The 26,013-nt window shown below is 39.7% G+C and carries 27 protein-coding genes and 1 pseudogene; 14 read left to right on the forward strand and 14 right to left on the reverse strand.

All coding sequences use genetic code 11. From position 1 onward, the window contains the following. On the reverse strand, positions 1–457 hold a 457-nt coding region (locus HMPREF2613_RS03580), incomplete at its 3' end, for an amino acid ABC transporter ATP-binding protein (protein WP_148129932.1). Then, positions 457–2,622, reverse strand: a complete 2,166-nt coding sequence (locus HMPREF2613_RS03585; RefSeq protein ID WP_070479016.1) for an ABC transporter substrate-binding protein/permease — start codon at positions 2,620–2,622, stop codon at positions 457–459. The genes HMPREF2613_RS03585 and HMPREF2613_RS03580, both read right to left, overlap by 1 nt. A 169-nt stretch (positions 2,623–2,791) precedes the next feature. Between HMPREF2613_RS03585 and HMPREF2613_RS03590 the strand changes: the two genes are divergently transcribed. The 7 genes and pseudogenes from HMPREF2613_RS03590 (at position 2,792) to HMPREF2613_RS03615 (ending at position 9,522) form a co-directional block, all read left to right on the forward strand. Beyond that, positions 2,792–3,745 carry a CPBP family intramembrane glutamic endopeptidase gene (locus tag HMPREF2613_RS03590; RefSeq protein ID WP_070479018.1) on the forward strand — a complete coding sequence of 318 codons (954 nt, stop codon included), beginning with the start codon at positions 2,792–2,794 and terminating at the stop codon, positions 3,743–3,745. A gap of 76 nt (positions 3,746–3,821) precedes the next feature. Further along, entirely contained in the window at positions 3,822–5,810 is a 1,989-nt protein-coding gene (gene uvrB, locus HMPREF2613_RS03595) for an excinuclease ABC subunit UvrB (protein ID WP_070479021.1), read from the forward strand. Positions 5,811–5,824: 14 nt separating this feature from the next. After that, positions 5,825–7,726 (forward strand): DNA/RNA helicase domain-containing protein, encoded by a 1,902-nt coding sequence (locus HMPREF2613_RS03600; protein WP_070479023.1) that lies wholly within the window; start codon positions 5,825–5,827, stop codon positions 7,724–7,726. 30 nt (positions 7,727–7,756) lie between these two features. Then, a pseudogene (locus HMPREF2613_RS10885) lies at positions 7,757–7,843 on the forward strand (UvrB/UvrC motif-containing protein); the annotation flags it as partial. Positions 7,844–7,852: 9 nt separating this feature from the next. After that, on the forward strand, positions 7,853–8,479 hold the full coding sequence (locus tag HMPREF2613_RS03605) for an NAD(P)H-dependent oxidoreductase (protein ID WP_049487240.1): 627 nt from the start codon (positions 7,853–7,855) through the stop codon (positions 8,477–8,479). 14 nt (positions 8,480–8,493) lie between these two features. Further along, positions 8,494–8,982, forward strand: a complete 489-nt coding sequence (locus HMPREF2613_RS03610) for a GNAT family N-acetyltransferase (RefSeq protein ID WP_070479026.1) — start codon at positions 8,494–8,496, stop codon at positions 8,980–8,982. Positions 8,983–9,054: 72 nt separating this feature from the next. Next, a complete protein-coding gene (locus tag HMPREF2613_RS03615; RefSeq protein WP_000085593.1) occupies positions 9,055–9,522 on the forward strand; it encodes an 8-oxo-dGTP diphosphatase in 468 nt (155 codons plus the stop codon). Here HMPREF2613_RS03615 and HMPREF2613_RS03620 read toward each other — a convergent pair. The 5 genes from HMPREF2613_RS03620 to coaB all read right to left on the reverse strand — a co-directional run bounded on the left by HMPREF2613_RS03620 (position 9,519) and on the right by coaB (position 12,551). Then, positions 9,519–10,034, reverse strand: coding sequence for a transcription repressor NadR (locus tag HMPREF2613_RS03620; RefSeq protein ID WP_000159186.1), 516 nt, complete (start codon positions 10,032–10,034; stop codon positions 9,519–9,521). The two genes, HMPREF2613_RS03615 and HMPREF2613_RS03620, sit on opposite strands and share 4 nt — an antisense overlap. A gap of 11 nt (positions 10,035–10,045) precedes the next feature. After that, the gene (locus HMPREF2613_RS03625) at positions 10,046–10,573 is read right to left on the reverse strand and encodes an ECF transporter S component (protein WP_070479028.1); all 528 of its coding nucleotides are present in this window, start codon (positions 10,571–10,573) and stop codon (positions 10,046–10,048) included. 178 nt (positions 10,574–10,751) lie between these two features. Then, positions 10,752–11,315: an ECF transporter S component gene (locus HMPREF2613_RS03630; RefSeq protein WP_070479030.1), complete on the reverse strand. Its 564-nt coding sequence runs from the start codon at positions 11,313–11,315 to the stop codon at positions 10,752–10,754. Beyond that, entirely contained in the window at positions 11,299–11,850 is a 552-nt protein-coding gene (gene coaC, locus HMPREF2613_RS03635; protein ID WP_070479032.1) for a phosphopantothenoylcysteine decarboxylase, read from the reverse strand. Before coaC ends, HMPREF2613_RS03630 begins: the two co-directional genes overlap by 17 nt. A gap of 11 nt (positions 11,851–11,861) precedes the next feature. Further along, positions 11,862–12,551, reverse strand: a complete 690-nt coding sequence (gene coaB / locus HMPREF2613_RS03640; protein WP_070479034.1) for a phosphopantothenate--cysteine ligase — start codon at positions 12,549–12,551, stop codon at positions 11,862–11,864. Positions 12,552–12,780: 229 nt separating this feature from the next. On the opposite strand from coaB, the gene HMPREF2613_RS03645 reads away from it, so the two are divergent. The 3 genes from HMPREF2613_RS03645 (at position 12,781) to radC (ending at position 17,625) form a co-directional block, all read left to right on the forward strand. Then, complete coding sequence (locus tag HMPREF2613_RS03645) at positions 12,781–14,451, forward strand: formate--tetrahydrofolate ligase (RefSeq protein ID WP_070479036.1); 1,671 nt, start codon at positions 12,781–12,783, stop codon at positions 14,449–14,451. 159 nt (positions 14,452–14,610) lie between these two features. Beyond that, a complete protein-coding gene (pcrA, locus tag HMPREF2613_RS03650) occupies positions 14,611–16,902 on the forward strand; it encodes a DNA helicase PcrA (protein WP_070479038.1) in 2,292 nt (763 codons plus the stop codon). Positions 16,903–16,944: 42 nt separating this feature from the next. Beyond that, positions 16,945–17,625 (forward strand): RadC family protein, encoded by a 681-nt coding sequence (gene radC / locus HMPREF2613_RS03655; protein WP_070479041.1) that lies wholly within the window; start codon positions 16,945–16,947, stop codon positions 17,623–17,625. On the opposite strand, the gene HMPREF2613_RS03660 is transcribed toward radC, so the two are convergent. The 7 genes from HMPREF2613_RS03660 to HMPREF2613_RS03690 all read right to left on the reverse strand — a co-directional run bounded on the left by HMPREF2613_RS03660 (position 17,622) and on the right by HMPREF2613_RS03690 (position 22,393). Further along, complete coding sequence (locus HMPREF2613_RS03660; protein ID WP_070479043.1) at positions 17,622–18,311, reverse strand: gamma-glutamyl-gamma-aminobutyrate hydrolase family protein; 690 nt, start codon at positions 18,309–18,311, stop codon at positions 17,622–17,624. The genes radC and HMPREF2613_RS03660 overlap by 4 nt on opposite strands. 17 nt (positions 18,312–18,328) lie before the next feature. Continuing rightward, complete coding sequence (locus tag HMPREF2613_RS03665; protein WP_000653415.1) at positions 18,329–18,970, reverse strand: redox-sensing transcriptional repressor Rex; 642 nt, start codon at positions 18,968–18,970, stop codon at positions 18,329–18,331. Between the two features lie 82 nt (positions 18,971–19,052). Continuing rightward, positions 19,053–19,268: a DUF4649 family protein gene (locus HMPREF2613_RS03670; RefSeq protein ID WP_024057589.1), complete on the reverse strand. Its 216-nt coding sequence runs from the start codon at positions 19,266–19,268 to the stop codon at positions 19,053–19,055. Between the two features lie 7 nt (positions 19,269–19,275). Continuing rightward, on the reverse strand, positions 19,276–19,623 hold the full coding sequence (locus HMPREF2613_RS03675) for a DUF1831 domain-containing protein (protein WP_000863540.1): 348 nt from the start codon (positions 19,621–19,623) through the stop codon (positions 19,276–19,278). 4 nt (positions 19,624–19,627) lie between these two features. Further along, positions 19,628–20,743: a cysteine desulfurase family protein gene (locus HMPREF2613_RS03680; RefSeq protein ID WP_070479045.1), complete on the reverse strand. Its 1,116-nt coding sequence runs from the start codon at positions 20,741–20,743 to the stop codon at positions 19,628–19,630. A gap of 9 nt (positions 20,744–20,752) precedes the next feature. Next, complete coding sequence (locus HMPREF2613_RS03685; RefSeq protein WP_001283823.1) at positions 20,753–21,712, reverse strand: ribose-phosphate diphosphokinase; 960 nt, start codon at positions 21,710–21,712, stop codon at positions 20,753–20,755. A 111-nt stretch (positions 21,713–21,823) separates the two neighbouring features. After that, positions 21,824–22,393 carry a CYTH domain-containing protein gene (locus tag HMPREF2613_RS03690; protein WP_070479047.1) on the reverse strand — a complete coding sequence of 190 codons (570 nt, stop codon included), beginning with the start codon at positions 22,391–22,393 and terminating at the stop codon, positions 21,824–21,826. Positions 22,394–22,521: 128 nt separating this feature from the next. On the opposite strand from HMPREF2613_RS03690, the gene HMPREF2613_RS03695 reads away from it, so the two are divergent. From HMPREF2613_RS03695 to pta, 4 genes are read left to right on the forward strand one after another with little or no spacing between them, the layout of a single operon-like run. Then, positions 22,522–23,193, forward strand: a complete 672-nt coding sequence (locus HMPREF2613_RS03695; protein ID WP_000171682.1) for a GTP diphosphokinase — start codon at positions 22,522–22,524, stop codon at positions 23,191–23,193. Then, positions 23,177–23,995, forward strand: coding sequence for an NAD kinase (locus tag HMPREF2613_RS03700; RefSeq protein WP_000799056.1), 819 nt, complete (start codon positions 23,177–23,179; stop codon positions 23,993–23,995). Before HMPREF2613_RS03695 ends, HMPREF2613_RS03700 begins: the two co-directional genes overlap by 17 nt. Further along, positions 23,992–24,888 (forward strand): RluA family pseudouridine synthase, encoded by an 897-nt coding sequence (locus HMPREF2613_RS03705; protein WP_070479049.1) that lies wholly within the window; start codon positions 23,992–23,994, stop codon positions 24,886–24,888. The genes HMPREF2613_RS03700 and HMPREF2613_RS03705 overlap by 4 nt, the downstream gene beginning before the upstream one ends. Before the next feature lie 43 nt (positions 24,889–24,931). Beyond that, positions 24,932–25,906, forward strand: a complete 975-nt coding sequence (gene pta, locus HMPREF2613_RS03710) for a phosphate acetyltransferase (RefSeq protein ID WP_070479052.1) — start codon at positions 24,932–24,934, stop codon at positions 25,904–25,906. The last annotated feature ends 107 nt before the right edge of the window (positions 25,907–26,013 follow it).

Below are 26,013 nucleotides of genomic sequence, written 5' to 3' on the forward strand. Positions count from 1 at the left end.
GAGCGATGGCCACACGTTGTTTTTGACCACCTGATAGGCTATCTGGGTTAGCATTAGCTTTGTCTGCTAGCCCAACTTTGTCAAGCAACTCCATTCCCAATTTCTCAGCTTCTTCCTTAGTCATCAATTTGTGCTCAATAGGAGCAAAGGTAATGTTGTCCAATACAGACATGTGTGGGAAGAGGTTGAAGTGTTGGAAAACCATTCCGATATTTTCACGGACGTGGTCAACGTTGGTAGTTTTTTCAGTTAAGTCATAACCGTTCACAGTTATGTGACCGCTAGTAACTTCTTCTAGAAGATTGAGGCTACGGAGGAAAGTTGACTTACCAGAACCTGAAGGACCGATTATACAGACAACATCTCCTTCATAGAACTTAGTTGTAATTCCTTTTAAAACCTCATTTTTGCCATAATACTTATGTAAATCATTTACATCAATTTTTAATTTTGCCATTAACGAATCCTCTTTTCTAAGCGTTTCGCTAGTCTAGTCAAAAGTGTGATAATTACAAGATAGAAGATAGCAAGGATTGCATACATCTTGAAACTTTGGTAGTTACGGGCAATGATAATCTTACCAGTTTGGAAGAGTTCAACCAAACCGATAGCAGATACGATAGTTGTATCTTTAAGAGCGATAACGAATTGGTTAACAAAGTTTGGCAACATCAATTTAGTTGCTTGTGGCAAGATAATCTTACGCATGGTTTTTCCATAAGAGATACCCAAGCTTCGGCTGGCTTCCATTTGGCCAACTGGAACGGCCTGAATACCACCACGAACGATTTCAGCGATATAAGCCGCTGCATTGAGTGAGAGGGCAATAGTACCAGCTACAAAGTCGTTAATTGGGCTTTGTTGGCCTGTGATAGACTCGATGAAGTTTGGAATTCCCCAGAAGATGAAGGCTGCAAGAATCATCAAAGGAATACCACGGATAACGTCAACGAAAATCTCAGAGATCACACGAAGAGATTTGTATGGGCTAACGCTAAACATCCCGAAGATAATCCCGATAACAATGGCAATAGCAAATGAGATAAGAGCTAGAGCAAGAGTGATGCCAAGACCGCTAAGGAGTTGCTTGTAGTTGTTTTGAAGCAAGCCCCAGATAGTTGTCTCATCAACCGTGCTTGTTGAAGCAGATGAAGATTCGCTAGCTAGATATTTATCAAGAATCTTTTGGAATTCTCCGTTTGCTTTAAGGTTTGCAAGTCCGTTGTTGAACATTTCAATCAATTCTGGATTTGCTCCTTTTTTAACGGCAAAGGCAGTTTCACCGATTGGAGTTCCAGCGATTGGTGTTTTCAATTTTTGTCCTTGGCTGATAGAATATTTGAGGACAGGCTCATCATCCATAACGGCATCAATGGAACCAGTGTTTAAACTATCATACATTGACGAACCATCAGCGAAGGTTTTGATTTTGTAACCGTATTTGCTTTGATTTTCTGTTAGGAAGGTTTGAGAAGCAGTTCCATTTTTAACACCGACTGTCTTCCCTTTCAAATCTTCATAAGAAGCAATAGTGCTTGATTCTTTGACACCAAGGATAGTATTAGCAGTGTAGTAGGATTCTGAGAAGTCAAAAGTTGCCTTACGAGCATCTGTGACAGACATACCAGCAATGATACCATCTGCTTGACCAGCTTGAACAGCGCTAATCGCTGCATCGAAACCTGGGTTGGTGATTTCAATTTCAAAACCTTGGTCTTTAGCGATGGCCTTAATCAAGTCCATATCAATACCAGTAAATTGGTTGCTTGAGTTTTGGAACACAAAAGGCGCAAAAGAAGAATCGCTGGCAATGATGTATTTAGCTTTAACAGGAGTTGCTTTTAGACCAGCTGCAGTCGTTGTAGTTGGCACTGCTGAAGATGATGAAGCAGTCCATTTCTTGATGATTTTATCAAGACTACCATCTTTTTTCATTTCAGCCAAGGCTTGGTTAAATTCAGTAACCAGATGCTCGTATTTGCTTCCTTTTTTAACACCGAAAGCAAAACTACCTACAGCTTCCCCATCCATTTCAATATGGAGGTCTTGACCTTGGTTGATGGCATATTCGATAACAGGTTTATCATCCATCATAGCATCGATGGCACCAGCAGCCAAGCTGTTGTTCATCAAATCACCAGTGTCAAATGTTTTAATACTAAAGCCGTATTTATCTTTGATACTTTCAAGAAAACGTTGAGCGGCTGTTCCGTTTTTAACACCAACAGTTTTACCCTTTAATTGGTCATACTGACTAATCTTGTGTGACTTTGTGGTTGCAATGACAACTTTTGTATCATAGTAAGTATCAGACATGGTGAAAACTTTTTCACGTTCTGCAGTTTTTGTCATTCCTGCCATGATTGCGTCAGCTTGACCAGCTTGAACCGCATTGACTGCTGCGTCAAAACCGGGATAAGACATCTGAATGTTCCATCCTTTAATCTCAGCGACTTTGTTGATAATGTCAACATCAATTCCTTTATAAGTTTGATCTGAATCTTTAAACTCAAAAGGTGCATAGGCGGTATCAGAAACAATCTTAATCGTCTCTGCTTTCGCAATACCTAATGAGAAAATTGGGAATAAAATTAGCAAAAATGCTAGAAATTTTTTCTTCATTTTTAGTCTCCTTTTCCGAATATTTTTCCATTATATCAGAAAAAACTAAAAATTGCAAATCATGAGGTTTTTATGTAAGAAAATATAACATCTGTTTCTTCTTTTCTTACTTGAATTGCTACTATAAAATGCTATAATAATATATAATAGAAGAAAAGAGGACAGGGATATGAAGAATAAAAGAATATTTAAAGACTTCCAAGATTCAAAAATGAGTTTATATATTTACACAAGCCTCTTGTTAGCCTTTGTTTTTGTCTTCATAGGAGAGTTCGTTGCATATACTTTGTATGGTATTAGCTTGTTAGCTCTCGTCGGCCTTGCTAGAAATTTTGGAGAGGCTGGTCAAAATCTTGCAACCTACTTGCAGACCTTGCAACAGAGCTTGACGGATAAAACAAGTGATTTTCATTTAATTTTAGAATTGCTGGCCTTTGGTTTTATTCTCAGCACTGTGTTCAGATGGACTAGAAAAGTTGAGAAAAGACCTATTCGAACCTTGGGATTTTATAGAGAGAATTTCCTCAGCAATCTTCTGAAAGGATTTGGGCTAGGTCTGGCACTTTTTCTTCTGACCTTGTTAGGTTTAGTAGCATTAGGGCAATATCGTTTTGAGTCCATTCATTTGAATCCTTATTCGCTTGCCTTTGTCATTTTTACCATTCCATTTTGGATTTTACAGGGGACAACAGAAGAAGTGGTGGCCCGTGCTTGGCTCCTTCCTCAATTGGCTTCAAGAACCAATCTAAAACTAGCTGTTGTTATATCTAGCATATTTTTTACCTTGCTTCATATGGGCAATTCTGGTCTAACACCACTATCTTTAGTAAATCTCTTCTTATTCGGAGTTGCCATGGCTCTTTACCTTCTCAAAACTGATACAGTTTGGGGTGTTGCAGGTATTCATGGAGCCTGGAATTTTGCTCAGGGCAATCTCTTTGGGATTTTAGTTAGTGGTCAGCCGTCAGGAACGTCTCTGATGACCTTTTTACCACAAGGCAATCAAGGCTGGCTATCAGGTGGTTCTTTTGGCATAGAAGGTTCTATCATGACAAGTCTAGTCTTGTTACTGCTGATTATCTATCTCGCTTATCAATTAAAGAAAGAAAATGAAAGGATGTGACTTTGGTCCGTCCTTTTCTTCGTGAAAATGCTACAAGTATGCTAAAATAGGAATAGCACATGGAAAGAGGATTCTTATGATCAATCGCATTACAGATAATCAATTTAAACTAGTATCAAAATATCAACCATCAGGAGATCAACCACAAGCTATCGAGCAGTTGGTTGATAATATCGAGGGGGGAGAAAAAGCTCAGATTCTGATGGGGGCGACTGGTACAGGGAAGACCTATACCATGAGTCAAGTCATTTCCAAAGTCAATAAACCAACTCTGGTTATTGCCCACAATAAAACTCTAGCAGGACAGCTCTATGGGGAGTTTAAGGAATTTTTCCCTGAAAATGCAGTTGAGTACTTCGTATCCTACTATGACTATTACCAGCCAGAAGCCTATGTCCCTTCTAGTGATACCTATATTGAAAAGGACAGCTCTGTCAATGACGAGATTGACAAACTTCGTCACTCAGCGACTTCAGCCCTTTTGGAGCGCAATGATGTTATTGTCGTGGCTTCAGTCTCTTGTATCTATGGTCTGGGTTCGCCCAAGGAATACGCTGATAGTGTCGTTAGTCTCCGTCCAGGTCTTGAAATTTCTCGTGATAAACTCTTGAATGACTTGGTTGATATCCAGTTTGAACGTAATGATATTGATTTCCAACGGGGAAGATTTCGCGTTCGTGGGGATGTGGTGGAGATTTTCCCAGCTTCCAGAGATGAACATGCTTTTCGGGTAGAATTTTTCGGGGATGAGATTGACCGTATCCGAGAAGTGGAGGCTTTGACAGGCCAGGTATTGGGAGAAGTGGATCATTTGGCGATTTTCCCTGCGACTCACTTTGTGACCAATGACGACCACATGGAAGTTGCCATTGCAAAGATTCAGACCGAATTGGAAGAGCAGTTAGCTATCTTTGAAAAGGAAGGCAAACTGCTTGAAGCCCAGCGCTTGAAACAACGGACAGAGTACGATATCGAAATGCTGCGTGAGATGGGCTATACCAACGGGGTTGAGAACTATTCTCGCCACATGGATGGTCGTAGCGAAGGAGAGCCTCCTTATACGCTTCTCGACTTCTTCCCAGATGATTTCTTGATTATGATTGACGAGAGTCACATGACTATGGGACAAATCAAGGGCATGTACAATGGAGACCGTTCGCGTAAGGAAATGCTGGTTAATTATGGTTTCCGTTTGCCGTCTGCTCTGGACAATCGTCCTTTACGCCGTGAAGAGTTTGAAAGCCATGTCCATCAGATTGTCTACGTTTCAGCGACACCAGGTGATTATGAAAATGAACAGACTGAGACAGTGATCGAGCAAATCATTCGTCCGACAGGGCTTTTGGATCCTGAGGTTGAAGTCCGTCCGACTATGGGACAGATTGATGACCTCTTAGGTGAAATCAATGCCCGTGTTGAAAAGAACGAGCGAACCTTTATCACCACTTTGACTAAGAAAATGGCAGAGGATTTAACAGCCTACTTTAAAGAAATGGGCATTAAGGTCAAGTACATGCACTCAGATATCAAGACTTTAGAGCGGACAGAGATTATCCGTGACCTGCGCTTGGGTGTCTTTGATGTTTTGGTCGGAATCAACCTGCTCCGTGAAGGAATTGACGTTCCTGAAGTGAGCCTCGTAGCTATTCTCGATGCTGACAAGGAAGGTTTCCTTCGTAACGAGCGTGGTCTCATCCAGACCATTGGACGTGCTGCCCGTAACAGCGAAGGGCATGTTATCATGTATGCGGACACTGTGACTCAGTCTATGCAACGTGCTATGGATGAAACGGCCCGTCGTCGCAAAATCCAGATGGCTTATAATGAAGAACACGGTATTGTGCCACAAACTATTAATAAGGAAATCCGTGATTTGATTGCTGTGACCAAGGCAGTTACTAAAGAAGAGGACAAGGAAGTCGACATCAATAGCCTCAACAAACAAGAACGCAGAGAACTTGTCAAGAAACTAGAAAAACAAATGCAAGAAGCCGTCGAAGTGCTTGACTTTGAACTAGCAGCTCAGATCCGTGATATGATGCTGGAAGTCAAGGCGTTGGATTAGATAGGAGAGAACGAATGACAAATATAGAAAATAATAAATTTCCATGCTGGGGTCAATATCCAAAAAACGATTCCATATTTAATTATGTTCACACAAAGCTCGATGAAAATATAATTCCTGAGATTCCTGATGAAGATTTTAGAGCACTATCGGATTTTCCTTTGATTTATATTTATATATCCCCTATTCAAAGTGATGGACGAAGGTTTTATTATATAGGTCAGACTATTGATGTGAGTAGGAGAACTAAAGAGCATAGTGAAAAGTTAAAAAAAGAAAATTATGAACGTTTTAAAGAATTTATAAATGGTGAGTATATAGCTTTTTATGGAGAGAATATATCTCAAAACTTAAACTATATTGAAAAACTTTTAATTTTAACTTTTGTAGAGGAATTTAATTTTTTAAATTTTGTAAACATGAATAAAGAAGATGGTTACGTTGGTAAATTACTTGCAAACAAAGATAGAGGTAATGAATCTGGAAAATATCAAGCATTAAGAGAAGTTGTTGAAAAAGATGTAATCAATAATATTCTTAAATTTTTACAGGAAAATAAATTAATTGATGATAAACCAAATTTAAAGCGAGTAACTTCAAGTTTGTTTGCAGAAAGTCCATTCTTTGAACTTACAAAAAATCAAAATTCTATTTTAAATAATATTTTAGAAGCAAATGATAAGCACATTCATCTTATTAAAGGTGGGGCTGGAACTGGGAAGACCGTACTATTATTACATCTTATTGCTCGTTTAAAATTGAAAAACAAAGAAAGCAAAATTGCAGTTTTTGTAAAAAATACACATAGAGATCGTTTTAAAAAAATTTTAACAAGTTACGGATTGAAACCTGATGATAATGGCATTGACATTGTTACTTTTAATCAATTATCAGAAACTAATACTGAGTACGATTATATTATTATTGATGAGGCACAAAGAACAACTAGATTAATTGAAGGGTTAGTTTATCCCACAGGAGCAAAAAATGATACGGATATTCTAAAAAGATTAAATGAAATTATCGGAAAGGAAAAAGAGTACACAACTGAAGAAAAAATTAAGGGATTAAAATACCCTTCCGTTTTACATTTTATCAAAAAGAAATTTACTAAATCACATCTAATAATTTCTTATGATGACTCCCAACGTTTAAGAAAAGTTGATGGTATTGATATTAAAGAAATATTTAATGATAAAGATAAGAATAAAGAAAAAGAACAATTAAAAGAACCAGAAATAGATAAAGATAATATTTGTGAATATACATTGGAAGCGCAACTAAGAATTTTAAATGGTAAATCTGAAAAATTTGCAGAGGAATTAGTTACTTTTATTAAAGAATTATTAGGTATCTACCATAAAAAATTAGATGATAAATTCATAAATGATTATAAAAATAAAATAGGAGAAGTAGACTATTTTAGGATTGCCTCAAATATAGAGGAATGGGTAAAATATGTATCAGAGAAGCAATTTAGATTTCCTGAAAAGAAATCACTTTGTTTGGCCGGATACTGCAAACCTGTAAAAAAAGCAAATGATTATGAATTCATAAAAATTAATTCCAATGGAGATTCATTAAAATGGAGTATGGATGGAGAAAAGTTTAGAAATTATGCAAATAAATCAACAGAAGTTGGAAATGTTTATGACATTCATGGTTTTGATATAGATTTCGCATCTATTTATATTGGCAAAGATATCTATCTAGATGAGAAAGAAAAATGTATAAAAGTAAATAAAGATAATTCTTTCGATACAGCTGCTAAAAAAGGTGTTGATCAAATTGATGAGTTTGTAAAAAATGCATATTATATCTTATTGACGAGAGCTGTTTACGGTCAAATGGTTTACGTTGAAGATGACAAATTAAGAGAGTTTTTACTCAAAATATTTCTGGCTGACGAAAATTAATTGATTGTGAAATAGTATATTGATTTTTAACAAATGCAAGAAGCCGTCGAAGTGCTTGACTTTGAACTAGCAGCCCAGATTCGTGATATGATGCTGGAAGTGAAGGCCTTGGATTAGGGGAATTTTATGAATATTTTAGTTATTAATGGACATCCTGATAAAGAAAGCTACTGTCAAGCAATTTTTCAAACGATTGTAGAAAGTATAGACTCAAAGAGACATGAACTTGAAGTGATTAATCTTAATGAGGAAGAGTTTGATCCTGTTTTACGTTATGGTTATCGACAAAGAATGGAGGACAATCCGTTTATTCTACGCTCTCAAGAATTAATCCAGTGGGCAGATCATTTCATTTTTGTTTATCCTATTTGGTGGAGTAGCATGCCTAGTCTATTGAAGGGGTGGATTGATCGTGTTTTTACGCCAGGCATTGCATACTCCGCAAATAATCGTGGAAGCTTTATTTTGAACTACTTGAGAGGTAAACAGTTCAAAAAATTACTAAAAGGAAAAACAGCTAGTATCTATGCAACCTCCATGGCACCAACTTGGTGGTACAAAGTATTTTCAGGTCCGATTAACATTCCAGACAGTTATGGAATATCAGTATTAAAGAATGCTGTATTGAATCACTGTGGCATAAAAACAAAGAGGGTTTCAATCTTGGGAGAGTTAGGCCGTGAAGTAAATACAAGTTCAACAAGACAAAAATTTCTACAAAAAGTAGCAAAGGAAGTCAGGGTGTTGAATTAAGGAGAAGAAAATAAATGACGGTTATTATCAAATCAATGGAAACTCCTGAAGAAATAGAAGGTAAGTCCCTCGTTCACTGGCAGACGTGGAGAGAGGCTTATGATGGCCTTTTGCCTGCAGAATTTCAGGAGACGATGACACTAGAAAGATGTCGATTCTTTAGTCAAAAATATCCAGAAAATACATTGATCGCGATGGATGGCATGAAGGTGGTTGGTTTTATCAGTTATGGTAACTTTCGTGATGAGACTATTCAAGCTGGTGAAATTATTGCTTTATATGTTTTAAAAGACTATTATGGAAAAGGTATTGCACAAAAGTTAATAAAAGCAGCTTTGATTGCTCTTAATCATTTTTCTGAAATTTTCTTATGGGTATTGAAAGATAATAAGCGCGCAATTGCTTTCTATCAAAAAATGGGCTTTACTTTTGATGAACAAGAAAAGATACTTGAACTTGGAAAGCCCATAAAGGAAAAACGGATGGTATTCTATTCTAAATAATTTTAAAAAGTAGAAGCTAATGGTACTGGTACCAAGTCTAAAAATTTAATAAATTAGAAAGTGAGTAAATTTATGTCTCGAGCACAATTAACGATTTTAACAAATATTTGTCTGATTGAAGATCTCGAAGCTCAGCGCGTGGTGATGCAGTATCGCGCTCCTGAAACTAATCGCTGGTCCGGTTATGCCTTTCCAGGAGGCCATGTAGAAAATGGCGAATCTTTCGCAGAGTCTGTCATTCGTGAAATCTATGAAGAAACAGGGTTGACTATCCAAAATCCTCAACTTGTCGGCATTAAAAATTGGCCACTAGATACAGGTGGGCGCTATATTGTCGTTTGTTATAAGGCAACTGAGTTCTCTGGTACCCTTCGCTCTTCAGATGAAGGAGAAGTTTCTTGGGTGCAAAAAGACCAGATTCCAAACTTGGATCTGGCCTATGATATGCTACCTTTGATGGAGATGATGGAAGCATCGGACAAATCTGAATTTTTCTACCCTCGCCGTACAGAAGACGATTGGGAAAAGAAAATCTTCTAGTCTTTTACTAAATAACCTAGCTGATCCAAGGCCTCCTCGATATAGTGGAGGTCTTGTTGTGTTTCGGCTTCGACTAGGTGGTAATGGACACCATCTGTTAATTCAGATAAAGGTCTAAAATCAGAATGTTCGACTTGTTCTAGAAAATGTTGAACATCTCTGCGGCAAGACAGTTTAAGCAAGGTTTCAATTTCTCCATAAACGGGATGGTCAATCAAAGTATTCTGGACACGTCCTCCATTATCGACGATAGCAAGGAGTTCTTGACCGATTTCTTCAACTTCATGTTTCACCTTGAAAAGTTTATGGACATAAGGATTGGTATCAATTTGCTTATAGACGTAGCCACGATTAGTGGATAGGATAGGAGCACCATCGGCTCTCAAAATTGCAATGTCCTGCACAATGACCTGACGTGTGACATGAAAATGTTCCGCCAAACTTTGGCCATTAAGGGCTTTAGGAGCTTCTTTCAAGAGTTGGAGCAGGGCTTGTTTGCGATCTTTTGTCATAGCTTTTCCTTTTAACGGCGTTTTCGAAGCACTTTATAGACAGCTAGTGCTAATGTATAGTCTACCATACTATGTATAATTGTACCAAATCCAACTAGCACAAATAGAACATAAAACATATTTTCTACATTGGTACCAGAAGTTGCGTAAAAAAGGACACAGGCTAATACTTCAGCAAGGGCATGGATAAGCGCTAAAACAAAGTTAAATATCCAAGAAGATTTTGGTTTATCAAGGGTTTCGGGGAATTTTTGTAGGTAAAGAGCTCCCAAAGTCCCAAAAAAGATATGGGAAAAAGCTCGAAAAACGATAACCATGGGATAGCCAGCCATCAAAAATCCAAAACTAGAGGCCAGGATGACAAAAACAGCCATCAAGGGCGACAAGAACATGGCGATAAAAATAGCGATGTGGCTCCCCAAAGTGTAAGAAGCAGGAGGAATGACAATCTTAAAAGGCATAATAATTGGAATCAAAATCGCAATAGCCGTTAAGAGGGCAGTCATTGTCATAAATTGTGTCTTTTTCCGTGTGTTCATAAGAATCTCCTTTTTAACTGTATATACACTAGTATAGTACTATAAAGAAGACAATAAAGCAAGGATTTACTTGGGTTTATAGGTCATTTTTTAATTAAAGACTCGTAAACATTTCACTAAAAATCAAAACTATATAGAGCGAAATCTCCACCCTCAAGTATGAAAGTGGAGATTGTTTTTATTTTTTCAAAGTTTGTAGTCTTGGAACAATGGCTAGGGTTAGAACTGCGGAAATGACTAATTCGGCAATTGAATTTGTTGAGATAACAGTTGCTAGGAGTTTTTGGATATTACCATCAAAAACATTTCCAAAAAGGTAGAAAATTCCACCAAGTACAAAGACTGTATTAGTAAGTGAACCAAGGGCACCAGCTAGAATCAGACCAGTTTTATTTTTCATCAGTTTATAAACTAGATACGGAGTCAAACCAATCAAAATACGTGGGACGATGGCAATGATAGCTGAGTAGATGTTTCCGTTTGGTACAAATGGGGAGAAGAGGTAACTTGTCGGTAGAATTGTAATCGTGTTAACCGTTAAGCTAAGCAGCCCCATCAAAAATCCAAGTGTAACCCCAACTCGTGGACCGTAGATAATGCTGGCAATAATGACAGGAATATGAACAATAGTCGGTTTGATTGGAAATGGAAAAAGGTTAAAGACAACCGAGCTTAGAAAATGAATCACAAGCATGGTTGCAAAGAAGATAGCAATGGGCGCAATATTAGATCGTTTTTTCATCGAGAGTTTCCTTTATTCTTTCTAAAATAATTGTGAGGTCGGCTAAAGCTCCTCGTCCGTGGTCTCCACAAGCTAGTAGGGATTCCTTAGGAGCAATCAGCTGATAGCCGTAGCTTTCTAATGTTTTCAGATTAGCCTGAGTTGCTGGATGTTCATACATCTTTGTATTCATAGCAGGTGCGATGAGTTTGGGAATATGACTTGGCAAGGCTAGAGCCATACAAGTTACCATGTTGTCAGCAAAGCCGTGGGCTAGTTTTGCAATAGTGTTAGCAGTTGCAGGTACTACGATAAATAAATCCGCCTTTTTTCCAAGTTCGATATGATTGACTTGATCGGGATAGGGTTCTTTCATGACATCCAAGTGGACGGAATTCTGTGAGAGTACCTGTAGTGTCAAAGGTTGGATAAACTCTGTAGCAGCCTGAGTCATTAAGACAGTGACTTGATGATCTTGTTTTTTTAGAGAACTGACTAAATCTGCCGACTTGTAAGAGGCGATTGATCCCGTTACAGCCAAGAGAATATGTGCCATAGCTTTCCTTTCTATGAATGATAGGCTTGAATCTTTTCAAGGAGGAGTTCTGCAATTTCTTCTTTAGTCTGGACTGTTTGAAGCTGATCTTTTTCAACAAAGATTGCACGATGCTGGTTTGCTGAGATTTGAGTCAGATCATTTGCGATAATCAAGTCTGCTTGGTTCTTGATAAGACTTTTTCTGGCAATCTCGATGAGATAATCCTCAGAGACATCAACCAGCAGTTTGAAACCAATCAGATGAATAGCAGGATTCCACTCCTTGACTAAAGAGATGATTTTTGGTGTTTTTTTCAGGAATAAAACCTGAACCTCGTCAGTTGAAGAAATCTTAGCTTGATGATTTTGTTTGCTTAAAAATTCTTCTAGATTGGAGCTAGCCTGAACTTCTTCCAGCCCTGTCATATAAACAGGAGTGTAGTCGGATACGGCCATTGAGTGAATCAAGACTTGATAATCCTGAACATGTTCTTGCATTTCTAGTAGAAGGTCCTTGGTATTGTTAATTTCTCGAATGCTTAGGTTGAGATAGGCTTCTGGCTTCACGGCTCGTTTTGTTGTTATCAAACAAACTTCATGCCCTGCAGCAAGCAAGGTTTCTGTGATGATTTTCCCCAAGTGACCTGTAGAATGGTTAGTGATAGAGCGGACGCTATCGATAGCTTCACTGGTACCGCCCGATGTAACTAAAATTTTCATAGCACTATTGTACACAAAAATAAACGGTAAGTAAAATGAAAGTGATAAATTTTTGGTAAAAACGAAGATTTACTATAGTTTCAAACTATAAAGCCATATAAAATTTAAGAAAGGACTCTAAAAAGCTTAAAAATAGGGATATTTACGAACGTTTAGAGAGTTTTGGGATGTTAAAAATCTTGTTTTGTGTTATAATGAATTATCATATAAGAGGTTAGAGGAGTTTTGAATGAAAACAGATATTGAAATCGCACAGAGTATTGAGTTAAAGCCAATCGTTGATGTTGTAGAGAAACTTGGTATTTCTTACGACGATTTGGAGTTGTATGGAAAGTACAAGGCTAAGCTCAGCTTTGATAAAATTCGTGCAGTTGAGTGCAATCCAGTTGGGAAATTGATTTTGGTTACTGCCATCAACCCAACACCTGCAGGTGAAGGAAAATCAACCATTACCATTGGTCTTGCGGATGCCTTGAACAAGATTGGCAAGAAAACCATGATCGCTATCCGCGAACCATCTCTTGGTCCAGTAATGGGTATCAAGGGTGGTGCCGCTGGTGGTGGTTACGCTCAAGTTCTGCCAATGGAAGACATCAACCTTCACTTCACGGGGGATATGCATGCCATTACGACTGCCAACAATGCGCTTTCTGCCTTGATTGACAACCACTTACACCAAGGGAATGAGTTGGGAATTGACCAACGTCGTATCCTCTGGAAACGTGTAGTGGACTTGAATGATCGTGCCCTTCGCCATGTGACCGTTGGACTTGGTGGTCCTCTAAATGGTATTCCACGTGAGGATGGCTTTGATATTACAGTTGCTTCAGAAATCATGGCGATTCTTTGCTTGGCAACAGACATCGAGGACTTGAAACGCCGCTTGGCTAATATTGTTATCGGTTATCGCTATGATCGTACACCTGTTTCTGTAGGTGATTTGCAGGTTGAAGGTGCCTTAGCTTTGATCTTGAAGGATGCTATTAAGCCTAATCTCGTTCAAACAATTTATGGTACACCTGCCTTTGTACATGGTGGTCCATTTGCCAATATTGCTCATGGATGTAACTCTGTCTTGGCAACGACAACAGCCCTTCACTTGGCTGATTACACAGTTACTGAAGCTGGTTTTGGTGCAGACCTTGGTGCCGAGAAATTCCTTGATATCAAGACACCAAACTTGCCAACATCTCCAGATGCAGTAGTTATCGTCGCAACCCTTCGTGCCCTTAAGATGAATGGTGGCGTGGCTAAAGACGCTCTTACAGAGGAAAATGTGGAGGCGGTTCGTGCAGGTTTTGCCAACTTGAAACGCCATGTTGAAAACATCCGTAAGTTTGGAGTACCTGCAGTAGTAGCTATTAATGAATTTGTCTCTGATACAGAAGCTGAAATTGCAGCCTTGAAAGAACTCTGTGCTTCTATTGATGTGCCAGTTGAACTAGCAAGTGTCTGGGCTGATGGTGCAGAAGGTGGAGTAGCACTTGCCGAAACAGTTGTTAAGACTATCGCTGAAACCCCAGCTAACTATAAACGTTTGTATGACAATGACCTTTCTGTCCAAGAAAAGATTGAAAAGATTGTTACTGAAATCTACCGTGGTTCAAAAGTAAACTTCGAAAAGAAAGCTCAAACGCAAATCGCTCAAATTGTTCAAAATGGTTGGGACAAATTGCCAATCTGTATGGCAAAAACTCAATATAGTTTCTCAGATAATCCAAATGCACTTGGAGCACCTGAAAACTTTGAAATTACCATTCGCGAATTGGTGCCAAAATTAGGTGCAGGCTTCATAGTTGCCTTAACTGGAGATGTCATGACCATGCCAGGACTTCCAAAACGACCAGCTGCTCTAAACATGGATGTTGAAAGCGATGGAACCGTTCTAGGCTTGTTCTAATAGTTTAATTGAATTCAAATGAGTTTGGAAATACTATCCAAGCTCATTTTTTATCTAGATATAAGGAGTTGCCTTCTACACGTAACCAGTCTAGGTAAAGATATTTTCCCTGAATTCTGATATAATAGAAATATTGACTTCAAGAGTAAGGAAGAGAAGATGAACGCATTATTAAATGGAATGAATGACCGTCAGGCTGAGGCGGTACAAACGACAGAAGGTCCCTTGTTAATCATGGCAGGGGCTGGCTCTGGGAAGACTCGAGTTTTGACCCACCGTATCGCTTATCTGATTGATGAAAAGCTGGTCAATCCGTGGAATATCTTGGCCATTACCTTTACTAATAAGGCTGCGCGTGAGATGAAGGAGCGTGCTTATAACCTCAATCCAGCTACTCAGGACTGTCTGATTGCGACCTTCCACTCCATGTGTGTTCGTATTTTGCGTCGCGATGCGGATCATATTGGCTACAACCGCAATTTCACTATTGTAGATCCTGGTGAACAGCGAACGCTCATGAAACGCATTCTTAAACAGTTGAACTTGGATCCTAAAAAATGGAATGAACGAACTATTTTGGGGACCATTTCCAATGCTAAGAATGATTTAATTGATGATGTGGCTTATGCTTCCCAAGCTGGCGATATGTATACGCAAATCGTGGCCCAGTGTTACACTGCTTACCAAAAAGAACTGCGTCAGTCGGAGTCGGTTGACTTTGATGATTTGATTATGCTTACCTTGCGTCTCTTTGATCAAAATCCTGATGTTTTGACTTACTATCAACAGAAATTCCAATACATCCACGTTGATGAGTACCAAGATACCAACCATGCCCAGTACCAATTGGTCAAACTCTTGGCTTCCCGTTTTAAAAATATCTGTGTGGTTGGGGATGCGGACCAGTCTATCTACGGTTGGCGTGGTGCTGATATGCAGAATATCTTGGACTTTGAAAAGGATTACCCCCAAGCCAAGGTTGTTTTGTTGGAGGAGAATTACCGTTCAACTAAAACTATTCTCCAAGCGGCCAACGAGGTCATTAAAAACAATAAAAATCGCCGTCCTAAGAATCTCTGGACTCAAAACGCTGATGGGGAGCAAATCGTATACTACCGTGCCAATGATGAGCTGGATGAGGCTGTATTTGTAGCCAGAACCATTGATGAACTTAGTCGCAATCAAAATTTCCTTCACAAGGATTTTGCAGTTCTCTATCGGACTAATGCGCAATCCCGTACTATTGAGGAAGCCCTGCTCAAATCTAACATTCCTTATACCATGGTTGGAGGAACCAAGTTCTACAGCCGTAAGGAAATCCGTGATATTATCGCTTATCTTAATCTTATTGCCAATTTGAGTGACAATATCAGTTTTGAACGTATTATCAACGAACCGAAACGAGGAATTGGCCCAGGTACTGTTGAGAAAATCCGTGACTTTGCGAATATGCAAGACATGTCCATGCTAGATGCTTCTGCAAACATCATGTTGTCAGGAATTAAAGGTAAAGCAGCCCAGTCAATTTGGGATTTTGCCAATATGGTTCTGGATTTGCGGGAGCAGCTAGACCACTTAACTATTACAGAATTGGTTGAGACTGTCCTAGAAAGAACAGGTTACGTCGATATTCTCAATGCCCAAGCGACTCTAGAAAGTAAGGCTCGGGTTGAAAATATCGAAGAGTTCCTTTCTGTGACGAAAAACTTTGATGATACCTCTGATGTGCCAGAAGAGGAAACTGGTTTGGACAAACTGAGTCGTTTCTTAAATGACTTGGCCTTGATTGCGGATACAGATTCAGGTAGTCAGGAGACCTCAGAAGTGACATTGATGACCCTGCATGCTGCCAAAGGTCTCGAGTTTCCAGTTGTCTTTTTGATTGGGATGGAAGAAAATGTCTTTCCGCTTAGCCGTGCGGCTGAAGATCAAGATGAATTGGAAGAAGAACGCCGTCTGGCCTATGTAGGTATCACGCGTGCAGAGAAAATTCTCTATCTGACCAATGCCAACTCACGCCTGCTTTTCGGTCGTACCAATTACAATCGTCCAACTCGTTTTATTAACGAAATCAGTTCAGACTTGCTTGAGTATCAAGGATTGGCCCGTCCAGCCAATACAAGCTTTAAGGCATCTTATAGCAGTGGTGGCCTTGCCTTCGGTCAAGGTATGAGTCTTGCCCAGGCCATCCAAGACCGTAAACGTGGCGCGGCACCAAAAACTATCCAGTCAAGCGGTCTCCCATTTGGTCAATTTACAGCTGGTGCAAAATCAGCGTCTAACGAGACAAATTGGTCCATTGGTGACATTGCTCTCCACAAGAAATGGGGAGAGGGAACTGTTCTGGAAGTTTCAGGTAGCGGTGCTACGCAGGAATTGAAAATCAATTTCCCAGAAGTTGGTTTGAAAAAACTTTTAGCTAGTGTAGCCCCAATTGAGAAAAAAATCTAATTTTTCATCCTTCTCACGAATAATAAAGTGAGGAGGATTTTTATGTACAGTATTTCATTCCAAGAAGATTCACTATTGCCAAGAGAAAGACTTGCCCAAGAAGGAGTGGAAGCGCTCAGTAATCAAGAGTTATTAGCAATTTTACTTAGGACAGGAACACGTCAGGCCAGTGTTTTTGAAATTGCCCAGAAAGTTTTGAACAATCTTTCAAGCCTAACAGATTTGAAAAAAATGACCCTGCAGGAATTGCAGAGTCTATCTGGTATCGGACGTGTTAAGGCCATAGAGTTACAAGCTATGATTGAACTGGGCCATCGTATTCATAAGCATGAGACCCTTGAAATGGAAAGTATTCTCAGCAGTCAAAAGTTGGCCAAGAAGATGCAACAGGAATTGGGCCATAAAAAACAAGAGCACCTGGTGGCGCTCTATCTCAATACTCAAAATCAAATCATCCATCAGCAGACGATTTTTATCGGCTCTGCCACTCGTAGTATCGCTGAGCCGCGAGAGATTCTTCACTATGCCATCAAGCATATGGCAACCTCTCTCATCTTGGTTCATAACCATCCTTCAGGAGCGGTAGCCCCTAGCCGAAATGATGATCATGTGACTAAACTTGTAAAAGAAGCCTGCGAACTGATGGGGATTGTTCTCTTGGACCATTTGATTGTCTCTCATTCTAACTATTTTAGCTATCGCGAAAAGACAGATTTAATCTAAAGTTCATTAACAACATAGTCAAAGAGGTTTTTATCTTTGGGACGATTTTCAAATAGAAATTCTGGGTGCCATTGGACACCGAGAAAGGCAACGTCATTCGTACTCATGACAGCTTCAATGATACCATCATTAGGATCATGAGCCGCAATCTTTAAGTTAGGTGCTAAATCCTTGATACTCTGGTGGTGGAAGGAGTTGATATGGGAGATTTCTCCATAGATTTCTCGAAGAACAGTATCTGGTTCGGTTACCAAGCGCTGGGTTGTGTACTCGGCAGAACAATCCTGCCAATGGTCTTCGATATCTTGATATAAAGTTCCCCCCATGGCAACGTTAAAGAGCTGAGTCCCGCGGCAAACAGAGAAAATTGGCTTTTTCTGTTTAATAGCTTCCTTGATGAGGGCCAGTTCGAAGATATCTCTTTGGAGGTGGTAGTCATCGCTATCAATGGTTTTTGGTTCACCATAGAATTTTGGATCAACATTTTGTCCACCTGTCAAGATGAGCTTATCAATCATACTGATATAGTGGTAGGCCATTTCTTGATCACCAATCGGTAGGATGATGGGAATCCCTCCAGCGTCTTTAACGCCTTCCACAAAGCCTTTTGCTGCGTAGCTCATCATGATGTCATCATCTGGATGAGTTTTTTCGTTTCCTGTAATCCCAATAACTGGTTTTTTCATAAAATGATTTTCGCTTTCTAATCCTCTTTTCGCATGAAATAGAGGAGGGTTTGGAGTTCACTTGTCAAATCGACATACTGAACGACCACGTCTTTTGGTAAATGCAGATGGACTGGTGAAAAACTGAGAATCCCTTTAACGCCAGCATCTACCAAGAGATTGGCAACCTCTTGGGATTTAACGCTAGGAACAGTCAGGATAGCAGTCTTCACATCAGCATCCTGGATTTTATCCTTGATTTGAGAAATTCCGTAAATAGGAATCCCGTCGGGAGTTTGGCTACCAACTTCAGGATGGTCATCTAGGTCAAAGGCCATGATAATCTTCATCTTGTTACGCTCATGGAAGCGGTAGTGGAGAAGGGCATGGCCCATATTTCCAATACCAACCAGCATGACATTGGTAATAGAGTTATCATTGAGCAAATCGGCAAAAAACGTCATCAGTTTTTTGACATCATAGCCAAAACCACGACGACCTAGTTCACCAAAATAGGAAAAATCACGACGTACGGTCGCTGAGTCAATACCGATGGCCTCTGCAATTTGCTTAGAGTTGGCACGTTCAATCTTTTCTGCATGAAATCTCTTAAAAATTCGATAGTAGAGAGAGAGTCTTTTCGCTGTAGCTTTTGGAATAGCAGACTGTTTATCTTTCACAAAATCACAACCTTTCTATTCTTCTATTTTATAGAAACATTGTGAAAAAATCAACAAAAACAAGAAAAAACTAAGAAAAATCTTAGTTTTGATGTAAAAAATCTGCATGTGATAGAAAACGGTAGAGGTCTCCGACCAGACCTTGATAAACTTTTTGTCCCTTAAAAGTCAAAGAAGTCACATAAAGTGTATCTGGTAGGGTCACACAGCCTGACAAAGCTAGCATGAGTGCCTCATAATCTTCGTACTTGAGAGTCCGCTCTACATGATAGCTGTCTTTATAGGTTAGTTCAAACATATGAGACCTATCTTTCAGATTTTGTAAAGACACCACGCTCTACCAAGCTATCCATGAGGAAGTAGAATTTTTCCTGATGAATGTGGTGGTCTTCTGATTTGAAAATATCAACTAGACGTAGCCCAAACTTGTCAGTAATATTGATTTTAGCCCCTGTGAGTTCCTTGTTAATGATGATTTTTAGTTGGAAGCCTTCACCGCTGTTTGGCACTTTTTCCAAAAGTCGAGTCAGTTCATAGTTCCCAACTTTGGTCTCAAAAAAAGTGTTGTCCTTGAGGGTGAATTTCTTAACAGACGGGCTAAGAGTGTAGTCGTAACGACAATTTTTTAACTGAATGGTTTTTTCAAATGCCATATGGCTAACCTCCGATAATTTCTTTTAAGGTTTTTGAGAGGGTATGTAGGTCTTCAACAGTATTTTCTGGTGACAAACTGATGCGAACGGATTCTTTCAAGCGTTCTGAATTTGCCCCGTACATGGCTTCAAGAACATGGCTGGATTGGACAATACCTGCAGTGCAAGCTGAGCCAGTAGAGATAGAAATTCCAGCTAAATCTAGACGAAGAAGTAAGAGGTCGTTTTTCTGCCCAGGAAATCCAATATTGAGAACATAAGGGAGATGATCTTGTCCTCTATTCAGATAATACTGAACTCCCTCTAGCTCTGCCAGAAGGGCAGTTTCTAAATTTTGTACATGTTGAAAATGTTCTTCTTGTTTTTCTAAGTCTTCTTTTAGGGCTGCAACCATGCTAACAATAGCAGCTAGATTTTCAGTCCCTGCACGTTTTTTCTGTTCTTGGTCTCCGCCATGAAGATAGGAATCAAAGTCCATGCTAGAAGCGTAGAGAAAGCCGATTCCCTTAGGACCATGGAATTTATGGGCAGAAGCGGTGAGAAAATCAATGCCCAATTCTTCTGGGTGAATAGGGATTTTTCCAATAGCTTGAACTGCATCGACATGATAGGCGGCTGGGTGTTGCTTGAGTATTTGGCCAATTTCAGCAATGGGCAGTAGGTTTCCTGTCTCATTATTGGCAAACATGGTAGAAACCAAAATCGTATCGTCACGTAAAGCTTTCTGAATTTGTTGGGCTGTGATTTCTTGATTTTCCGGATGGATAATGGTTGCTTCAAAACCAAAGTGTTGAACCAAGTAATCAATGGTTTCAAGAACGGCATGGTGCTCAATGGCAGTTGTGATGATATGTTTTCCTTGCTCTTGGTGACGAAGGCAGTAACCAATGATAGCAGTATTGTTGCCTTCTGTTCCACCAGAAGTGAAAAAGATATGTTGAGGTTTTGTCCCCAGTAACTGGGCTAGTTCCTGACGGGCTTCTCGCAAGAGTTTACCAGCTTGACGACCATGACCATGAATACTAGAAGGGTTTCCGTGGGTTTCTTGCATAACCTTGGTCATCGCTGAAATAGCAACTGCTGACATGGGAGTCGTTGCAGCATTGTCCAAATAAATCAAAGAATCACCTTATTTCTTTTTGTTGTAAGCAAAGAGTGGGCTGACTGGTTTTCTTTCGTGAATACGGACGATAGCATCACCAATTAACTCACTAGCAGTGATGTAGCATACGTTTTTAGGAGTTTTTTCTTTTGTTGCTACTGAATCAGTCACAAGAATTTCTTTAATATTAGTATTGTCAAGAAGTTCAGCAGCTCCTTCGACGAAGAGGCCGTGGCTAGAAACAGCATAAATTTCTGTAGCCCCTTCACGTTCAACGATTTTAGCAGCTTCAGAGAAGGTACGTCCTGTATTTAAAATATCGTCAATCAAGATAGCTTTTTTACCTTCAACATCACCGATAATATAACCTTCGTTGCGAGTTGCATCGTCTTGAGGGTAGTCGATAATGGCGATAGGAGCATCAAGATATTCAGCCAAGCTACGAGCACGTTTGACACCTGAATTTTTAGGGCTAACGACAACAACATCTGACCCAAGTAGGCCCTTATCGCAGTAATGTTTTGCAAATAGAGGAACTGTGTAGAGGTTGTCAACAGGAATATCAAAGAAGCCTTGCACCTGAACAGCATGCAAATCGAGGGTAAGGACACGGTCAACCCCAGCTTTAACCAGCATATTAGCCACTAGTTTAGCTGTAAGTGGTTCACGAGGTGAAGCAATACGGTCTTGACGTGCATAGCCAAAATATGGAAGGACAACGTTGATACTGTGGGCACTTGCGCGGACACAAGCATCAACCATGATCAACAATTCCATCAGGTGGTTGTTAACTGGGAAACTTGTTGATTGGATGATGTAGACATCATAACCACGGACACTTTCTTCGATATTTACTTGGATTTCTCCGTCTGAAAATTGACGTGATGATAGTTTTCCAAGTGGCACACCAACAGCTTGTGCAATTTTCTGTGCAATCTCTTGGTTAGAGTTGAGTGCGAAAAGTTTCATGTTTTTTCTATCTGACATTATAGACCGTCCTCTGTAAACTTTTTAAATCCTAGCCATATCTGCCTAGCCTATATGAACTGGGATTTTTGTATTTTATCTTTTCTATTTTACCAAAAAATAGAGATTATTTCAGCTATTTTTCATGCTTTTAACAAATCGGACCAATTTTGAGGAAGCTTTTTGGTAGGAAATCTGATTTTCCTCTAAAAATTGCTGGAAATCTTGTTTCCCTTGCTCGTGATTTTCGACTTCAAGCTCCAATTCGTAATCTGTAATATCAAGGTACTGACTCTCATCCAGCGCCATGAGACCAATAGCTGTCTGCATTTCATAGCGAAGTGTCGTTAGACAACCAAGAATCTGCCATTCACTAGTTTTAATACCATGTTTCGCCAATTCATCCAGTACTAGCCCTTGAGGAAGTTCTTCCTTGCTCAGATAGTTTTCAGCATCTTTTAGTTGCAATTTTTGATTGTATTCCATGTTTCCAACACTTTGCGGGACTTTGAGTGTCAATTCTGCCCAGTCTTCAAAGGTTCGAATGCGCATAGCAACTTTCTTTTCTCTAAGTTCAAAATCAGGCGTGTCTATGTAGTAATTTTTTTGAAGAACAGGAGTGACACCTGTGAACTGGTCTTTTAGACGATTGTATTCATCTTTTTTCAAGAGTGTTTTCAATTCAATTTCTAAATGTTTCATTTTTCTTACCTTTTCTTTATCGTTGAAAGCGGATTTATGGTATAATAAGCATTGTATTTATTGTATATGAATCTGGAGAAAAAATCAAAGATATTTTTGAAGGATAATATGAGAACAAGGGAGAATATATGACCTTAGAATGGGAAGAATTTCTAGATCCTTACATTCAAGCTGTTGGTGAGTTAAAGATTAAACTACGTGGTATTCGTAAGCAATATCGCAAGCAAAATAAGCATTCTCCTATTGAGTTTGTGACTGGTCGAGTCAAGCCAATTGAAAGCATTAAGGAAAAAATGGCTCGTCGTGGCATTACTTATGCGACTTTAGAGCACGATTTGCAGGATATTGCTGGCTTGCGTGTGATGGTTCAGTTTGTAGATGACGTCAAGGAAGTAGTGGAAATTTTGCGCAAACGTCAGGACATGCGAATCATACAGGAGCGAGATTACATTACTCATCGAAAAGCATCAGGCTACCGTTCCTATCACGTGGTAGTAGAATATACGGTTGATACCATCAATGGAGCTAAGACCATTTTGGCGGAAATTCAGATTCGTACTTTGGCCATGAATTTCTGGGCAACGATAGAACATTCTCTCAACTACAAGTACCAAGGGGATTTCCCAGAGGAAATTAAAAAGAGACTGGAAATTACTGCCAAAATTGCCCATCAGTTGGATGAAGAAATGGGTAAAATACGTGATGATATCCAAGAAGCCCAAGCACTTTTTGATCCTTTGAGTAGAAAATTAAATGACGGTGTAGGAAACAGTGACGATACAGATGAAGAATACAGGTAAACGAATTGACCTGATAGCTAATAGAAAACCGCAGAGTCAAAGGGTTTTGTATGAATTGCGAGATCGTTTGAAGAGAAACCAGTTTATACTCAATGATACCAATCCGGACATTGTCATCTCCATTGGTGGAGATGGTATGCTCTTGTCGGCCTTTCATAAGTACGAAAACCAGCTTGACAAGGTCCGCTTCATTGGTGTTCACACTGGACATTTGGGTTTCTATACGGACTACCGTGATTTTGAGTTGGACAAGCTAGTGACTAATTTGCAGCTAGATACCGGAGCAAGAGTCTCATACCCTGTTCTGAATGTGAAGGTTTTTCTTGAAAATGGTGAAGTGAAGATTTTTAGAGCACTGAATGAAGCCAGTATCCGCAGGTCTGATCGAACCATGGTGGCGGATGTTGTGATTAACGGTGTCCACTTTGAACGTTTTCGTGGAGATGGGCTAACAGTTTCGACACCGACTGGTAGTACGGCTTATAATAAGTCTCTTGGCGGTGCAGTGTTACATCCTACCATTGAAGCTCTTCAGTTGACGGAAATTGCCAGCCTAAATAATCGTGTCTATCGAACGCTGGGCTCTTCCATTATTGTGCCTAAGAAGGACAAGATTGAACTCATTCCAACAAGAAATGATTACCACACCATTTCGGTTGACAATAGCGTTTATTCCTTCCGCAATATTGAGCGAATCGAGTATCAAATCGACCATCATAAGATTCACTTTGTGGCATCACCTAGCCATACCAGTTTCTGGAACCGTGTGAAGGATGCTTTCATCGGCGAGGTGGACGAATGAGGTTTGAATTTATCGCAGATGAGCATGTTAAGGTTAAGACCTTTTTAAAAAAGCACGAGGTTTCTAAGGGGCTGCTAGCTAAGATTAAGTTTCGAGGTGGAGCTATTCTGGTAAATGACCAACCGCAAAATGCAACCTATCTATTGGATATTGGAGACCGAGTTACCATTGATATTCCCGTTGAGGAAGGCTTTGAAACTCTAGAAGCTATCGAGCGCCCACTGGATATTCTCTATGAGGATGACCATTTTCTAGTCTTGAATAAACCCTATGGAGTGGCTTCTATTCCTAGTGTTAATCACTCTAATACCATTGCCAATTTTATCAAGGGTTACTACGTCAAGCAAGACTATGAAAATCAGCAGGTTCACATTGTGACTAGGCTCGATAGGGACACTTCTGGCTTGATGCTCTTTGCCAAGCACGGCTATGCCCATGCACGACTAGACAAGCAGTTGCAGAAGAAGTCCATTGAAAAACGCTACTTTGCTTTGGTTAAAGGTGATGGACACTTGGAGCAAGAGGGAGAAATTATTGCTCCGATTGCGCGTGATGAAGACTCTATTATCACCAGACGGGTGGCTAAAGGTGGAAAGTATGCCCATACTTCTTACAAGATTGTAGCTTCTTATGGAAATATTCACTTGGTCGATATTTGCCTGCACACTGGGCGAACCCACCAAATCCGAGTCCATTTTTCTCATATTGGTTTTCCTTTGTTGGGAGATGACTTGTACGGTGGTAGTCTAGATGATGGAATTCAGCGCCAGGCCCTGCATTGCCATTCCTTAAATTTTTATCATCCATTTTTAAAGCAAGACTTGCAGTTAGAAAGTCCCTTGCCGGATGATTTCAGTAACCTTATTACTCAGTTATCAACTAATACTCTATAAAAACTGTTTAGAGTATAATTTATTTTCTTAAAGGAGAAAACTCATGGAAGTTTTTGAAAGTCTCAAAGCCAACTTGGTTGGTAAAAATGCTCGTATCGTTCTCCCTGAAGGGGAAGAGCCTCGTATTCTTCAAGCGACTAAACGCCTGGTAAAAGAAACAGAAGTGATTCCTGTTTTGCTTGGAAATCCTGAAAAAATTAAAATCTATCTTGAAATCGAAGGTATTGAGGACGGTTATGAAGTCATCGACCCTCAACACTACGATAAATTTGAAGAAATGGTTGCTGCCTTGGTAGAACGTCGCAAGGGCAAAATGTCTGAAGAAGATGCACGCAAGATTTTGGTTGAAGATGTCAACTATTTTGGTGTTATGTTGGTTTACTTAGGATTGGTTGATGGAATGGTGTCAGGAGCGATTCACTCAACAGCTTCAACAGTTCGTCCAGCCCTTCAAATCATCAAAACTCGTCCAAATGTAACTCGTACTTCAGGTGCCTTCCTCATGGTTCGTGGTACGGAGCGTTACCTGTTTGGAGACTGTGCCATCAACATTAATCCAGACGCAGAAGCTTTGGCTGAAATTGCCATTAACTCAGCAATCACAGCTAAAATGTTTGGAATCGAGCCTAAAATTGCTATGCTAAGCTATTCTACTAAAGGTTCAGGATTTGGAGAAAGCGTTGATAAGGTTGTTGAAGCAACTAAAATTGCTCATGACTTGCGTCCTGACCTTGAAATCGATGGGGAGTTGCAATTTGATGCAGCCTTTGTTCCAGAAACTGCAGATCTGAAAGCTCCTGGAAGTACGGTAGCTGGTCAAGCAAATGTCTTCATCTTCCCAGGTATCGAGGCAGGAAATATCGGCTACAAGATGGCTGAACGTCTTGGTGGTTTTGCGGCTGTTGGTCCTGTTTTGCAAGGTTTGAACAAGCCAGTTAACGACCTTTCTCGTGGATGTAATGCTGATGATGTTTACAAGTTGACCCTTATCACAGCAGCCCAAGCAGTTCATCAATAAAATTTAGTCCTCTTTCCTTTGGGAAGAGGCTTTTTATACTCAATGAAAATCAAATAGCAAACTAGGAAACTAACCGCAGGCTGTACTTGAGTACGGCAAGGCGACGT

Source organism: Streptococcus sp. HMSC070B10 (genome assembly GCF_001808665.1).
Classification (GTDB): Bacteria; Bacillota; Bacilli; order Lactobacillales; family Streptococcaceae; genus Streptococcus.

Coding starts and splice junctions, on each gene's coding strand:
- coaC (WP_070479032.1), bottom strand. CDS start 11,850: ATGGCACATATTCTCTTGGCTGTAACGGGATCAATCGCCTCTTACAAG.
- pcrA (WP_070479038.1), top strand. CDS start 14,611: ATGAACGCATTATTAAATGGAATGAATGACCGTCAGGCTGAGGCGGTA.
- pta (WP_070479052.1), top strand. CDS start 24,932: ATGGAAGTTTTTGAAAGTCTCAAAGCCAACTTGGTTGGTAAAAATGCT.
- HMPREF2613_RS03590 (WP_070479018.1), top strand. CDS start 2,792: ATGAAGAATAAAAGAATATTTAAAGACTTCCAAGATTCAAAAATGAGT.
- HMPREF2613_RS03585 (WP_070479016.1), bottom strand. CDS start 2,622: ATGAAGAAAAAATTTCTAGCATTTTTGCTAATTTTATTCCCAATTTTC.
- HMPREF2613_RS03610 (WP_070479026.1), top strand. CDS start 8,494: ATGACGGTTATTATCAAATCAATGGAAACTCCTGAAGAAATAGAAGGT.
- coaB (WP_070479034.1), bottom strand. CDS start 12,551: ATGAAAATTTTAGTTACATCGGGCGGTACCAGTGAAGCTATCGATAGC.
- HMPREF2613_RS03600 (WP_070479023.1), top strand. CDS start 5,825: ATGACAAATATAGAAAATAATAAATTTCCATGCTGGGGTCAATATCCA.
- HMPREF2613_RS03685 (WP_001283823.1), bottom strand. CDS start 21,712: ATGTCAGATAGAAAAAACATGAAACTTTTCGCACTCAACTCTAACCAA.
- HMPREF2613_RS03705 (WP_070479049.1), top strand. CDS start 23,992: ATGAGGTTTGAATTTATCGCAGATGAGCATGTTAAGGTTAAGACCTTT.
- HMPREF2613_RS03620 (WP_000159186.1), bottom strand. CDS start 10,034: ATGACAAAAGATCGCAAACAAGCCCTGCTCCAACTCTTGAAAGAAGCT.
- HMPREF2613_RS03700 (WP_000799056.1), top strand. CDS start 23,177: ATGAAGAATACAGGTAAACGAATTGACCTGATAGCTAATAGAAAACCG.
- HMPREF2613_RS03615 (WP_000085593.1), top strand. CDS start 9,055: ATGTCTCGAGCACAATTAACGATTTTAACAAATATTTGTCTGATTGAA.
- HMPREF2613_RS03670 (WP_024057589.1), bottom strand. CDS start 19,268: ATGTTTGAACTAACCTATAAAGACAGCTATCATGTAGAGCGGACTCTC.
- HMPREF2613_RS03695 (WP_000171682.1), top strand. CDS start 22,522: ATGACCTTAGAATGGGAAGAATTTCTAGATCCTTACATTCAAGCTGTT.
- HMPREF2613_RS03625 (WP_070479028.1), bottom strand. CDS start 10,573: ATGAACACACGGAAAAAGACACAATTTATGACAATGACTGCCCTCTTA.
- HMPREF2613_RS03675 (WP_000863540.1), bottom strand. CDS start 19,623: ATGGCATTTGAAAAAACCATTCAGTTAAAAAATTGTCGTTACGACTAC.
- radC (WP_070479041.1), top strand. CDS start 16,945: ATGTACAGTATTTCATTCCAAGAAGATTCACTATTGCCAAGAGAAAGA.
- HMPREF2613_RS03630 (WP_070479030.1), bottom strand. CDS start 11,315: ATGAAAAAACGATCTAATATTGCGCCCATTGCTATCTTCTTTGCAACC.
- HMPREF2613_RS03645 (WP_070479036.1), top strand. CDS start 12,781: ATGAAAACAGATATTGAAATCGCACAGAGTATTGAGTTAAAGCCAATC.
- HMPREF2613_RS03690 (WP_070479047.1), bottom strand. CDS start 22,393: ATGAAACATTTAGAAATTGAATTGAAAACACTCTTGAAAAAAGATGAA.
- HMPREF2613_RS03605 (WP_049487240.1), top strand. CDS start 7,853: ATGAATATTTTAGTTATTAATGGACATCCTGATAAAGAAAGCTACTGT.
- uvrB (WP_070479021.1), top strand. CDS start 3,822: ATGATCAATCGCATTACAGATAATCAATTTAAACTAGTATCAAAATAT.
- HMPREF2613_RS03660 (WP_070479043.1), bottom strand. CDS start 18,311: ATGAAAAAACCAGTTATTGGGATTACAGGAAACGAAAAAACTCATCCA.